The organism is Arthrobacter sp. 10L424, assembly GCF_056395325.1.
The window spans coordinates 63,958-76,534 of record NZ_JBFTJH010000005.1 but is presented as its reverse complement, the minus strand read 5'-3'; the positions used below and the strand labels follow the sequence as shown (position 1 = coordinate 76,534).

Here is a 12,577-nt window from a genome sequence, read left to right as displayed (position 1 = left end):
TTGTACCCGATGCCGTTTCCTGGGCAGCGGCGGGAGTGGCGGGAACATCAGGAACAGGCGCGGCGGCCGCAGGAGCGGCGGGGACCGGTGCAGCCGCGGAAACAGACTCTTCCGGAGCTTCCGCCGGAACAATGCGTGCGGGCGCCTCGCCGGCAGGAGGCCAGGGGTCGCCGCCTTCGACGCGAGGCAGGCCCCGACGGATGGACCGAGACAGAGTTGCCATGGCTACTTCTTCCGGGCCTCAAGGGCACTGATCAGCTGGGGGACAACCTGGAAGACGTCGCCCACCACACCGAAGTCGGCGATCTCGAAGATCGGCGCGTCCCCGTCCTTGTTGATGGCGACGATGGTCTTGGCGGTCTGCATGCCGGCCCGGTGCTGGATCGCGCCGGAAATGCCCAGCGCGATGTACAACTGCGATGACACGGAAACCCCGGTCTGGCCGACCTGTGCCGACTGCGGGATGAAGCCGGCATCCACGGCGGCACGCGAGGCGCCGACGGCAGCACCGAGGGTGTCGGCGAGCTGCCCCACGAGGGCGAACTGTTCCTCCGACCCGAGACCGCGGCCGCCCGCGACAACCTTCGCAGCGCCGCGCAGCTCCGGCCGTGAGGTGGCGGCTACTACCTCCTCGAAGGAATCGATGCGCGCGGCGGTCTTCCCGGAGGGCGTCACCGACAGGGTCTCCGATGCTTCCGGCTGAGCCGTGGCGCGTGCCTCGATGGAGCCCTGGCGGACCGTAATGACCGGAGCCCCGAACGTGGCCGTTGACGTCACGTTGTAGGCGCCGCCGTAGACCGAGTGGTGGGCCACGACGCCTTCGTCGTCACGCGACACACCGATCGCGTCGACGGAAACCGCCGCCCGCGAACGGGCAGCGTAACGGCCGGCAAGGTCGCGGCCGTTCAGGGAGTGCGAAATCAGGATCGCGTCCGGCTGCACCTGCTCCGCGGCGGCGGCCAGTGCGTCAACGCCCGGCACTCCAAGCGCGGACGGATCCGGCGTCTCGGCGATGAGTACGCGCGTGGCACCAAGGGCCGCGGCCTCCGCGGCGGCGGTGCTCCCGGTGCCGGGTGCGGCAAGTACCAGTGCCACCGGTGTGCCAGCGGAGGCGGCAGCGCCGAGGAGTCCGGCAGCAGACTTCTCGAGTTCACCGGAAGGCTGGGCTTCCACGACGACGAGGATTGCGTCACGAGGGAATTCAGTCATGTCCGTTGTTCCTTACGCCAGTCGGTTTTCGATAAGGAAGTCAGCGAGCTTCTCGCCGGCATCACCCTCGTCAATGATCTTTACGCCCGCCTCGCGCGGCGGCTTCTCTGCGACGGTCAGCATGATCGAGCGCGCCGCGTCGGGGTTGTCGGCCGTGACCCCGAGGTCCGCGAGGGTCAGCACCTCAACCGGCTTCTTTTTCGCGGCCATGATGCCTTTGAAGTTCGGGAAGCGCGGCCCGGGAAGCGCCTCGGTAATGGAAATTACTGCGGGCAGGTCCGCTGAGACCTGCTGCACGCCGGAGTCGACGGGCCGGGTGCCGGACACCGCGCCGCCGCTGATTTCCACGGAGTTGAGGCCGGAAGCCAGCGGCACGTCAAGCAGTTCGGCGAGCATCGCGGGAATCAGGCCGCCGGATCCGTCGGTGGAGACGTTGCCGGTGATCACCAGGTCAAAATCGCTGCGACGGATGGCGGCTGCGAGGGTTTCGGCAGTGAGCCCGAGATCCGCACCCCGGAGGGCCTCGTCGGAGATGTGGGTGGCGCTGCCCGCGCCCATCGCGAGCCCCTTACGGATAGTTGCCGTGGCACCCTCGGGAGCGAGGGAGAGGACCGCGACGTCGGTGCCTTCGTTGGCGTCGGCGTACGTGAGCGCCAGTTCCAGGGCCCGCTCACCGATCTCGTCAATGACTGTCTCGCTGGCTTCCCGGTCGGCGAGGCCTGTTTCCAGGTTCAGTTTTCGGTCCCCGTACGTGTCGGGGACTTCCTTTACTAGGACGACAATCTTCATCGATAACTCTTCCTGTGGCGGGCATGCCTCCACGGGGAGACACGTCGGATCTCCATAGAGTCTACGAAAGTGTGGCTCCCGCTGCGCCGGCGGGGCCCGTGTCGCGAGTTGGAGTGCCCGGCCCGGGCTGCACGAAGACCTCTCGCCAACCCCGGCGTCCGGACCGGGAGGGGCCTGTTTCGACGGCGCCGGGCGCCGTAGGCTATGGGCATCCATCACAGCGAGGAGGCACTCATGCGCACGGCAAATCCCACAGTGCAGGCCGATCAGGTCCGGCATCTTTCCGAAAATCTTTTGTCTCAGCTCACGAAGGGGCGGGAGTGGGCAACTCCCGGGGTCGAGGCGGCATTGCAAAAAGCGATCGCGGGACTCGATGACGGGATTGAATCTGCGTCCCCGAGGATCCAGGCCGGCCTACGGCGGCTCGCTGACGAGCTCGCCGGCGGAGTGGAAACTTTGGCTCCCCGTGTTCACGAGGGTCTGATGCGGGTGGCTCCTAAAGTTGCCCCGGTATCCGCCCGTGCGAAATCGAGGCGGACGGCGTCCGGGAAAGCCTGGTTCATTGCCGGGGCGGTAGCCGTTGCGGTGACCGTGGGACTCGCGGCCCGGAACTTTTTCCGGCATGCCGAAGAGGGGCCGAGGCCGCCCGTGAACGTCCGGCCAACCAGCGGCGCGAACCCCGACGCGGACGCCGGCCCCGCAGGGGCCCGGGACTGAGGCAATTCCGGGCCGGAATGCGGGCAGCCGGCGTTAGTCCAGGGGCAGCGTTACCGTCACACACGTTCCTGCGGCGGACGAATTGATGATCACTTCTCCGCCCGCAAGGCCTACGGCCATGCGCATGAGCCGCAGTCCCATCCCGGTGTGCCGGCCGACCATTGCTGCCGGCACGTCGAAACCACCGCCGTCGTCGGTCACTTTGAGCTGTACGCCGTGGCTCATGCCATGGGTGACGCAACCGAGCCGGACCGTCACAGCTGACGCCTGCGCGAATTTGTAGACATTGCTGAGGAGCTCCTGCGCCACCCGGTACAGAAGAGTTGCCGTGTTCCGGTCCACTTCCATCCCGTGGTGCGGAGGCTCCAGCTGCACCGCGGTGCCGCGGTTGCGGAGGGGGAGGGCCAGGCGGTCGATTGCGCCTGTGAGCCCAAGGGCATGAAAATCGACCGGGTGAGTATCGGTGAGGACGCCACGTACGGCGACGACTTCATCGCTGAGTAGTGATTTCATGTTCATACTGTGCGCTTGTGACGTTGTATTTTCCTGTGACGCGCCGAGGGCAGCGGCGGGAGTTCCCGCCGTCGTCCGCTTGAACGCCCAAGTCAAGATTCGACGTCGGCCGCGGCAATAGCTTTGTCCGTGAGGATGGGCATCATCCCGAGCAGCGCAAGAGTCAGGACTCCCATCATGCCGAACATGGCCTGCAGGCCCAGCCACTGGGCCAAGAGGCCGCCCGCCGCCGCCCCGAGCGGCATGGTGCCCCAGGCCAGCAGGCGGTACGCGCTGTTGACCCTGCCCAGCAGGCGGTTGGGGGCAATACGCTGCCGCAGGGATACGGTGATGACGTTCCACAGCACGATCAGCACCCCGCCCACAAAGAACAGCGGGCCAAGAACGTAGGGGTTGTCCGTCACGGCCGGCGCACCCACGAACAGCGCGCCACCGAAGATCGTGAGGGCCAGGGACCTGGACCGGCCCAGCTTTGCCTCCACCCGTTCGGCGAGGAACGACCCGACGAAGGCGCCGAGGGCGGAGGTCGTCAAGAGCACACCGAACCCCACTTCGGACAGTTTCATCGCCGAGGCCGGGCCCACGGCGAACAGCACAAAGACCGCGAATGCCGCGTTGGAGGCGAAGTTGAACACGCCGGTCATCACCGCGAGCGTGCGGAGGATCTTTTGGTTCCAGAGGAACCGCAAACCCTCGCCAATGTCGAAGCGCAGGGTGGTCTTCACCTCCCGCTCTGTCCGAAAAGCCCCCGGGACAAGGAGCAGGGCCCCGACGGCCGCAAGCCACAGTGCCGCCGGCGCCGCAAAGCCCGCGACCACGCCGATGGCCACCAGCAGCCCGCCCAGCGGGGGGCCAACGAACTGGTTCGCGGTGAGCTCGACGGCGTAGAGCCGGCCGTTGGCGCGCGACAGCTGGTCCCGGTGGACCATCTGGGGCAGGATCGACTGGGCGGAGGTGTCGTAGAGCGTTTCAGCCACACCCACCATCAATGCGACAACGTACAGGGCCCAGATGGAGCCCAAATCCAGCAGAATGCCGGCCACCAGCAGGGCGGGCAACAGCGCGCGGCCTAGGTTGGCCCACAGCATCAGCTTGCGCCGGTCCAGCCGGTCGGCCAGCGCCCCGGCGGTGAGCGCGAAGAGGAGCCAGGGAAGCGTCGCCGCGACACTCAGTCCGGCGATCAGCGTGGGTGACTGCGTGAACTGAATGGCCAGCAGCGGCAGCGCGATCTTGAAGACGCCGTCCGCGAGGTTGGACAGCCCGGATGAGGTCCAGAGTTTCCAGTAGGACGCACCCAGCGGCGCACCACTCTGTTCTTTCACCTGCGGAGCGGAACTAGTCATGGGTGAACCATTCCCTATCGATTGAGAAAATTCAAGGGGGTTGAATTAAGTACATCGGATCGTAGGATGGATGCATGACGGACGCGGAGCCGACGGGCGCGAACGAGAAGAAACCCGCCGCCAGCGCCCGGGAAATCAAAGCGCTGGCCCATCCGCTGCGCCTGAGGATCCTGCGCCTGTGCGGGCTCCACGAACTGACCAACAAACAACTCGCCGACCGGCTGGGCCAGGACCCGGGTACGGTGCTGTACCACGTGCGGCAGTTGCTCTCGGCCGGATTCCTTGAAGCCGCCGACGTCCGTGCCGGAGAAAGCGGCGCGCTGGAGAAGCCGTACCGTTCCACGGGGCGGTCCTGGAATCTGGACGCGGCACTGCGCGACGCTGGTCCCGGCGGCCCATTGGCGCCGATCGAGGCGTTCCGGGAGGAGCTCTCGGAAGCGGGACCGGACGCGCTCACCAGCCTCTCCCGCTTCGTCCTGCATCTCTCCGAACAGGACACCGAGGACCTCGTCGGGCGGATCGGCGCGGTGCTGGACGAATACACCGGCAGTGACCGGCAGCGGGCGGGCCGGCCAGCCTATGGCGGGATCTTTGTCCTTCACCGGTCGCCAGACTAGGGCTTCACAGAACCTGGATCAGTGTCAGGCCGCCGGCCAGTGCGACCCACGCTAGGTACGCCAGCATGTTGAAGCGATTGGGCCAGCCGACACGCACGTCAGGCTTCCCGACCGCGTCGGGCTGGCCGAACCGGACTGCAGCACCCAGGAACCAGGCCAGTCCCGCCCACGGGATGATCGCCGCCCACGCGAGAATTTGCCCGGCCGGCGAATACGTAGCTGCGCTAATTCCCGCACAGGTCGCGGCAACGGGAAATCCCAGGATAAAGAGCGAGCCGAGACCGGCGTGGACCTTGCTGCGGCCCGTGATCTCCGCACGCGGCGTCGTAACCGGGTCGGTGTCGACGAAGGCCGCCCCGATCGGCCCAAGCGCAACCACGGGAAGCCCGACAGCCAGCACGCCAGCAGGCTGCCACAAAGCGACACCGCATGCCGCGACGCCGGTTCCGCCGAGGATGAAGGCAATCCGCATGATCACGCCGTACCTTCCCAGCGAATATTCGCTGAGCATCCGCCAGGACGGGTCGAATTCCGGTTCGAGTTTGTGAAGCGCCATCACCAGGAGGATGGCAACCGCGACGGCACCCAGCGAGTAGCAGGCGGCAGACGCCGCCAGGGGGTGCGATAACGCCGTCATGCCTTGATTATCAGCCCCCGACGCCGGGAATTGCGCGGGTCCGGCTAGGGCCGGCTCGGGGCCCCGGAGGCGGGCCCGCGGGACCGGCTGGTCGTCACGAATGCCTGCGCGGAAACGAGTGACACCACAAAGTCTTGACGTGACACCACTATGGTGTCACTATGGTGGCATGGAACTCGGACAGTATGTCAGCGACCTGCAACGCCAGCTAGTGGATGCCGCGGAGAACGGCTCGGACGATACCCGCGCCGCCGCCGAACGGCTCGCCGCAGGACTGGACGCCGCCACGCGGCTTGTACTGCTCGACGTCCTGTCGGCCGCAGCCGGCGAGATCACCCGGGACCTCGCGCCCGGCTCGGTGGACCTGCGGCTGCGCGGACGCGACGTCGAGTTCGTCGTCACCCAGCCGAACACGGATCCTGACAACGACGATCGCCCCGCCGCACCCCTCGACCTCGACGACGCGAGCACCTCCCGCACCACCCTCCGCCTGCCCGACGCCCTCAAGGCGCGGGTGGACGAGGCTGCCGCGGCAGACGGACTGTCCGTCAACACCTGGCTGGTCCGTGCCGTGGCCACCGCCCTCCAGCCCAAGCAGCGACGATCCGCGCAGCGCACGCTGCGCACCGGCGACAACTTCGCGGGCTGGGCACGCTAACCCGCCACCCCAACCGCAACCACCTATCCACCAGCCACGCGAACCCCGCGGGGCCGGACAAACACACCCACAGAAAGGCAGACTTCGGCATGCCCACTTTCAACACCCCCGCCCCCGTCGACCTCGCCATCAACCTGCAAGTCGGCGCGATCGACGTCTTCGCCGGTGACCGCGCCGACACCGTCGTGACCGTCTCGCCCACCAACCCCGCGAAGGCGGTGGACCGCCGGGGCGCGGAGGAGACCACGGTCGACTTCGACGGCCAGCGGGTCACCGTCAAGGGCCCCCGGCCCCGGATCAGCTGGATCGGCCCCACCGAGTCGGTCGACGTCAAGATCGAACTGCCGGCGGGGTCGCGGTTTACCGCCGAGATCGCGGTGGGCGGCGTCCGCACCGTCGGACGCCTCGGCGCGACCCGCATCAAAAGCTCACTGGGCCGCGTGGATCTCGACACCACCGGCGACCTGTGGCTGCGCGCCTCGCACGGCAACGCAACCGTGGGTACGGCCGAAGGCGGCATCGAGATCACGGCCGACCACGGTCAGATCCGGATCGGCGCGGTCACCGGCGACGCGCTCCTCAAGGCATCACACGGCAGCATCCTGGTCGGGGAGTCCGGCGGCGACGTCGACGCGAAGCTTTCTTACGGCGACCTCGAGATCACGAAGGCACTCGCCTCCGTTGCGGCAAAGACCGCCTACGGCAGCATCCACCTGGGCGAGGTCTCCAGCGGTTCCATCCAGGTGGAGAGCGGCTTCGGCCAGGTCACCATCGGCGTCCGGCCCGGCGTCCCCGCCTGGCTCGACCTGTCCTCGAAGGACGGGCACGTGCGCAACGAACTCGGCGGCGACCACGCACCCGGCGCGTCGGAACAGGCCGTCGCCGTGCGTGCCCGCACCCGGGCCAGCGACATCAGCATCCAACGCGCCCGGTGACCCCGGGCAACCAGCAGAGGGGAACGAATCACATGAACATGCCAGCGATCCAAGTCCGCGGGCTGCGCAAGTCCTACGGCCAGAAAGTCGTGCTCGACGACGTCCACCTCGCCGTGGGCGCCGGCACTGTCACCGCGCTGCTTGGCCCCAACGGCGCCGGCAAGACGACCGCCGTGCACATCCTGTCCACGCTTGTCCGGCCCGACGGCGGCACAGCGGTCGTGAACGGCTGCGACGTCGTCCGCGATCCGGGCGGCGTGCGCGCAGCGATCGGCCTGACGGGCCAGTTCTCCGCGGTGGACAACCTGCTCACCGGCGAGGAGAACCTCCTGCTGATGGCCCGGCTGCGCCACCTCGGGACGAAGCGCTCAAAGACGCGGGTGGCCGAGCTGCTGGAGCAGTTCGACCTCATCGACGCCGCCCGCAAGCCGCTCGCCACCTACTCGGGCGGGATGCGGCGCCGCCTCGACCTCGCGATGACCCTCGTCTCGGCGCCCAGCGTCATTTTCCTCGACGAGCCCACCACGGGCCTGGACCCGCGCAGCCGGCACACCATGTGGGACATCGTGCGGAGCCTCGTCGCGGACGGCACCACCGTGCTGCTCACCACCCAGTACCTCGACGAAGCGGACGAACTCGCGGACCGCATCGCGGTGCTCGACGGCGGCCGCATCGTCGCCGAGGGGACGCCGGACGAGCTCAAGCGCCTGGTGCCCGGAGGCCACGTCCGGCTCCGGTTCGCGGATGCCGCGGCGCTCGACGCCGCCTCCCGCCTGCTTGAGGAGTCAGCCCGCGACGACGCCGGACTCTCACTCACCGTGCCGAGCGACGGCGGGGTGGGCGCGCTGCGCACCGTCCTGGACCGCCTGGACACGGCCGACCTTGAGGTGGACGACCTCAGCATCCACACCCCGGACCTCGATGACGTGTTCTTCGCGCTCACCGGCCGGGCAGACACGAAGGGAACCGCGTCATGACCACCATCACCACCCAACGCAAGACGACCCCTGGCACCGGCCGACCATCCCACGTCATCGCCGACGCCGTCACGATGCTCAGCCGCAACCTGCTGCACATGGTCCGCTACCCGGGCCTGTCGGTGTTCACCATCTTGGGCCCGGTGGTGCTCCTGCTGTTCTTCGTGTTCGTGTTCGGCGGCACCCTCGGGGCCGGCCTGCCAGGTGCGGATCCGGCCGGCGGGCGGGAGGCGTACGTCGCTTACGTGATGCCGGGCATCCTGCTGCTGACCATCGCCGGCAGCGCCGGAGGCACCGCGACGACGGTATCGATGGACATGGCCGAGGGGATCACGGCGCGGTTCCGCACCATGGCGATCTCGCGGGCGGCGGTGCTCGCCGGGCATGTGCTCGGCAACACCATCCAGGCGATGATCGCCGTCGTGCTGGTGCTCGGCGTCGGTCTGCTGATCGGCTTCCGCCCGACCGCCGGACCGGTCGAGTGGATCACCGCCGCCGGTCTGCTGGTGTTCATCGCGTTCGCCATCAGCTGGCTCGGGGTTGCCATGGGCATGCAGGCGAGGTCGGTCGAGACCGCGAGCAATCTGCCCCTCCTGCTGACCTTCCTGCCCTTCCTCAGCAGCGGGTTCGTGCCCACCGGGTCGATGCCGGAGTGGATGCAGTGGTTCGCGCAGTACCAGCCGTTCACGCCGTTCATTGAGGCCATCCGCGGGCTGCTGCTCGGCACCCCGCTCGGCTGGAGCCCTGTGCTCGCGATCGGATGGTGCGTGGTGATTGCGGCCGCCGGGTACGCCTGGTCGATGGCGCTCTACGAGCGGAAGTCGGTGCGCTGAGTACGTTGCCATAGGCTGTCTACAGTGACGGGCCGGTGGCTCGGCACATGAATGACCGGAAGGATGCCATGTCCCAGACGACAGTCGCCGAGCTGATGGCCGAGCTGGCCGCCCTCGAGGACCCGAAGGTGCGTGCGGTCAACGAGAGGCACGGCGATGACCACGGCGTGAATCTCTCCAAGCTGCGCGCCATCGCCAAACGCCTGAAGACGCAGCAGGACCTTGCCCGGGTGCTTTGGGCGACGGATGACACGCCCGCCCGGCTCCTCGCGCTGCTCATCTGCCGGCCCAAGGAGTTCGAACGCGGCGAGCTGGACGCCATGCTGCGCCAGTCGCGGGCGGCCAAGGTGCATGACTGGCTGGTGAACTATGTGGTCAAGAAGAGCCCGCACGCCGAGGAGCTGCGCACGGCCTGGACCGCGGATCCCGACGCGGTGGTGGCCAGCGCCGGCTGGGCACTGACCAGCGAACGAGTGGTGAAGAAGCCCCAGGGTCTGGACCTTCCGGGCCTGCTCGACACCATCGAGGCCCAGATGCAGGACGCACCGGATCGCCTGCAATGGGGGATGAACATGTGCCTGGCCCAGATCGGGATCCAGCACGCCGCGCACCGTGCCCGGGCGATCGACATCGGCGAGCGGCTCGAGGTTCTCAAGGACTACCCGACCCCGCCGAACTGTACGTCCCCGTTCGCGCCGGCCTGGATCAAAGAGATGGTGCGACGGCAGGGCGCCGCGAGCTGACCCAGGCCCGGCCAGGCAGCGGACGACGGCGGGAAGTCCCGCCGTCGTCCGCTGTCAATCGCGCGCGAGTGCTTCCTCGTCAGTAAGTTGTTGTTCCTCGGTCCGCACGCTTCTGAACTTCGAGCCAAGGAGCACCATGGAGGCCAGCAGAAGAAACGCGACGGAAACCCAGAGTGCGGTACCGGCGCCGGCCATGGTGGCTATGAGTCCGCCCAGCGGGGCGCCGATGACAATCATTCCGCGGTTCACGGAACGCATCGTGGCACTCATCCGGGCGATCAGGCGATCCGGGGTGACAGCTTGGCGAAATCCCATTTCCAGCGGTCCTTCGACGCCCATGGCCGCACCAAAGAGCAGCTGCCCTGCGCCGATGAGAGCGAAGGCGGCCCACATCTCCGCGGTCCACTGCAACGGGGAGCCATACGACTCTCCCGCGCCTGTGCCGCCGGCAATGACGGGCCCCAGGGCCACCAACGCGATCGCGACCGGCTGGGCCACCCGTGCCGTAACCATTGTCCGGCCCGTACCCCACCGGTGGCCCACTCGAGTGGAAACCGTCGTGCCGACGACAGCCCCAATCCCGGCACACCCCATGACCAGGCCCAGACCGACGGCGCCCATACCAAGATCGTTCAGGATCACGGCCGGCAGGACGGTTCCGAGGATGGACGAGCCGATAAACCAGATATGGGTGCTGCAAGCCAAGGGCGTCAGGTAAGGATGCCGGTAGACCCAGCGAAGGCCCTCCGCGACCTTCCGGTGAAGCCGTTGTGTGCTTGGGACCGGAGCCTGGGACGGCCGCTTGAGGGTGAGGAGGACCGCGGCGGAGAGGAAATACGAGAGGGCATCCAGCAGCAAGGCGAAGGGGGCTGTCACCAGTGCGACCAGGCCGCCGGCTACTGCACCTCCGGTGGTTTGTGCCACGGTATCGCTTTGCTGCAGCCGGGCATTGGCCTTGGTCAGGAGGGGTCTGGGGACCAGCTGCGGGAGGAAGCTCTGATGCGCGGCGTCACTTGTCAGTGCCAGTGTTCCAAAGGCAAAGATCAGCATTGCCAAGGCCGGAAGGGTGAGCAGGCCGGCCGCCGATGCCAGGGCCACGCCGGTCAGGATCAGGCCGCGGCCGAGGTCTCCGCCGATAAGTACTGTCCGGCGGGGAAGCCGGTCAATCCACACCCCCGCCACGAGACCGAAGAGTAGATACGGCGCCCACCTCGCAGCGTTGACCAGGCCCTGGTCAAGGGCTGTCCCGCTCATCGTCACCAGAATCAGGACGGAGAGGGCCACGGAAGTTATGTAGGTGCCAAAATCGGACACCGTCGAGGCCAGCCAGAACCGCACGAATGGCGGATAGCGGCGGAGCTTTTCCTCCATAACAACCGGGCTGTCGGCAGAGACTCCCACCTATCCCCCCATCGTCGTTGGCCTACAGCATACCGACGGCGATAGGCCCCTTCGGTGCGCTCTCTTCGCGCGGCGGGAGCGTCTCGCTGGGAGTGCCAAGGCTTAGACGGGTTCCTTGGCCGGCAGAAGGACGATCTTCCCGAACGGTCCGCCTTCGAGATGCCGGAGGGCGTCCTGCACCTGACCGGTGGAATAGGTGGAGTCGATCACGGGGACGACGCCGTGCTCTGCGATGAAGCGGGCCATCTCCTCGAACATCTCGCGGGAGCCGGTTTCAATGCCGTGGATCGTGACGTTCTTGGTGACGAACTCGTAGGTGTTGACCCGGGCGGCGGTCCCGGCGAGGAGGCCGATGAAGCTGATGGTTCCACCGATCCTGACCGCCCTGAGCGAGTGGTTGAGGTTCTCGCCGCCAATCGTCTCGATGACGTGGTCAACCCCTTCTCCTGACGTGAACGCCAGGACCTGGCCTGCGGGGTCCGGCGTGTCGGCGTAGTTGACGGTGTGGCGGGCGCCAAGTGCCAGGGCCCTCGCGAGCTTTTCATCGCTGCTGGACGTGATGATCGGGATTCCGCCGAGCGCGGCGGCGAACTGAAGCGCGAACAGGGCCACGCTGCCGGTGCCGTGGATCAGGACGGTCTCGCCCGGCTGGACGCGGCTTCGCCTCGCCACGGCGTGCCAGGCAGTGGTTGCCGCGACAGGCAGGGTGGCGGCATGGATGTCGCTGATTCCCGGCGGGATTTCCGCGGCCTGATCCTGGTGGACCGTGACGTACTCGGCCAGCATGCCGCGGTTGCACGGGCCGCCGGTCGGGTCCACGTAGGTCTCCCGGGTCAGCTGCCCGGTGTGCCACTTGGGCAGGAAGATCGGAGCGACGCGGCTGCCCACGCTGAACCGGGTGACGCCGTCGCCGGCTTCCACCACGGTGCCGGCAGCGTCGGAGAGCGGCACCACGGGCGCCGGGGGTTTCCAGCCGTCCCGCCCGTTGATCACCATCAGGTCCCGGTAGTTCAGGGAGAGCGCATTGATTCTGACCAGGATTTCCTCCGGGCCGGGGGCGGGCCGGGGCACCCGGGCGGCCGAGAGCTTGGCGATTCCGTCGCCGCGGGTGGTCCAGACGGTCATGAGTTCCACGGTGCCGGGTCCCTTCTGGTGTGTTCGCGGGGGAGTGGTTGCCAGCACGGTATCCGCCGGCAGGGTGCTGG

13 protein-coding genes are annotated in these 12,577 nt (G+C 67.7%); 6 read left to right on the top strand and 7 right to left on the bottom strand.

Annotation, left to right across the window (positions count from 1 at the left end; all coding sequences use genetic code 11):
• Positions 1 to 225: 225 nt before the first annotated feature.
• From AC1DC5_RS11280 to AC1DC5_RS11265, 4 genes are all read right to left on the bottom strand, one after another.
• Positions 226 to 1,209, bottom strand: a complete 984-nt coding sequence (locus AC1DC5_RS11280; RefSeq protein ID WP_441405919.1) for an electron transfer flavoprotein subunit alpha/FixB family protein — start codon at positions 1,207 to 1,209, stop codon at positions 226 to 228.
• A gap of 12 nt (positions 1,210 to 1,221) precedes the next feature.
• A complete protein-coding gene (locus AC1DC5_RS11275; RefSeq protein ID WP_441405920.1) occupies positions 1,222 to 1,998 on the bottom strand; it encodes an electron transfer flavoprotein subunit beta/FixA family protein in 777 nt (258 codons plus the stop codon).
• A gap of 750 nt (positions 1,999 to 2,748) precedes the next feature.
• Positions 2,749 to 3,228 carry a sensor histidine kinase gene (locus tag AC1DC5_RS11270; protein WP_441405921.1) on the bottom strand — a complete coding sequence of 160 codons (480 nt, stop codon included), beginning with the start codon at positions 3,226 to 3,228 and terminating at the stop codon, positions 2,749 to 2,751.
• Positions 3,229 to 3,320: 92 nt separating this feature from the next.
• A complete protein-coding gene (locus AC1DC5_RS11265; protein ID WP_441405922.1) occupies positions 3,321 to 4,571 on the bottom strand; it encodes an MFS transporter in 1,251 nt (416 codons plus the stop codon).
• Positions 4,572 to 4,645: 74 nt separating this feature from the next.
• On the opposite strand from AC1DC5_RS11265, the gene AC1DC5_RS11260 reads away from it, so the two are divergent.
• A complete protein-coding gene (locus tag AC1DC5_RS11260; RefSeq protein WP_441405923.1) occupies positions 4,646 to 5,188 on the top strand; it encodes an ArsR/SmtB family transcription factor in 543 nt (180 codons plus the stop codon).
• Positions 5,189 to 5,192: 4 nt separating this feature from the next.
• Here the strand turns inward: AC1DC5_RS11260 and AC1DC5_RS11255 are convergent, their stop codons facing one another.
• Complete coding sequence (locus AC1DC5_RS11255; protein WP_441405924.1) at positions 5,193 to 5,825, bottom strand: DUF998 domain-containing protein; 633 nt, start codon at positions 5,823 to 5,825, stop codon at positions 5,193 to 5,195.
• 169 nt (positions 5,826 to 5,994) lie between these two features.
• Here AC1DC5_RS11255 and AC1DC5_RS11250 point away from each other — a divergent pair, with 169 nt between their 5' ends.
• The 5 genes from AC1DC5_RS11250 to AC1DC5_RS11230 all read left to right on the top strand — a co-directional run bounded on the left by AC1DC5_RS11250 (position 5,995) and on the right by AC1DC5_RS11230 (position 9,971).
• On the top strand, positions 5,995 to 6,483 hold the full coding sequence (locus AC1DC5_RS11250) for a type II toxin-antitoxin system HicB family antitoxin (protein WP_441405925.1): 489 nt from the start codon (positions 5,995 to 5,997) through the stop codon (positions 6,481 to 6,483).
• 89 nt (positions 6,484 to 6,572) lie between these two features.
• Positions 6,573 to 7,418, top strand: a complete 846-nt coding sequence (locus AC1DC5_RS11245; protein WP_441405926.1) for a DUF4097 family beta strand repeat-containing protein — start codon at positions 6,573 to 6,575, stop codon at positions 7,416 to 7,418.
• 38 nt (positions 7,419 to 7,456) lie between these two features.
• Entirely contained in the window at positions 7,457 to 8,395 is a 939-nt protein-coding gene (locus tag AC1DC5_RS11240) for an ATP-binding cassette domain-containing protein (RefSeq protein ID WP_476865166.1), read from the top strand.
• Positions 8,392 to 9,228: an ABC transporter permease gene (locus tag AC1DC5_RS11235; protein ID WP_441405928.1), complete on the top strand. Its 837-nt coding sequence runs from the start codon at positions 8,392 to 8,394 to the stop codon at positions 9,226 to 9,228. Before AC1DC5_RS11240 ends, AC1DC5_RS11235 begins: the two co-directional genes overlap by 4 nt.
• A gap of 68 nt (positions 9,229 to 9,296) precedes the next feature.
• Entirely contained in the window at positions 9,297 to 9,971 is a 675-nt protein-coding gene (locus AC1DC5_RS11230; RefSeq protein WP_441405929.1) for a DNA alkylation repair protein, read from the top strand.
• A 54-nt stretch (positions 9,972 to 10,025) separates the two neighbouring features.
• Here AC1DC5_RS11230 and AC1DC5_RS11225 read toward each other — a convergent pair whose 3' ends face one another.
• Together AC1DC5_RS11225 and AC1DC5_RS11220 are read right to left on the bottom strand one after the other, a co-directional pair.
• Positions 10,026 to 11,372: an MFS transporter gene (locus AC1DC5_RS11225; protein ID WP_441405930.1), complete on the bottom strand. Its 1,347-nt coding sequence runs from the start codon at positions 11,370 to 11,372 to the stop codon at positions 10,026 to 10,028.
• Positions 11,373 to 11,474: 102 nt separating this feature from the next.
• Complete coding sequence (locus tag AC1DC5_RS11220) at positions 11,475 to 12,497, bottom strand: zinc-dependent alcohol dehydrogenase family protein (RefSeq protein WP_441405995.1); 1,023 nt, start codon at positions 12,495 to 12,497, stop codon at positions 11,475 to 11,477.
• Between the last annotated feature and the right edge of the window lie 80 nt (positions 12,498 to 12,577).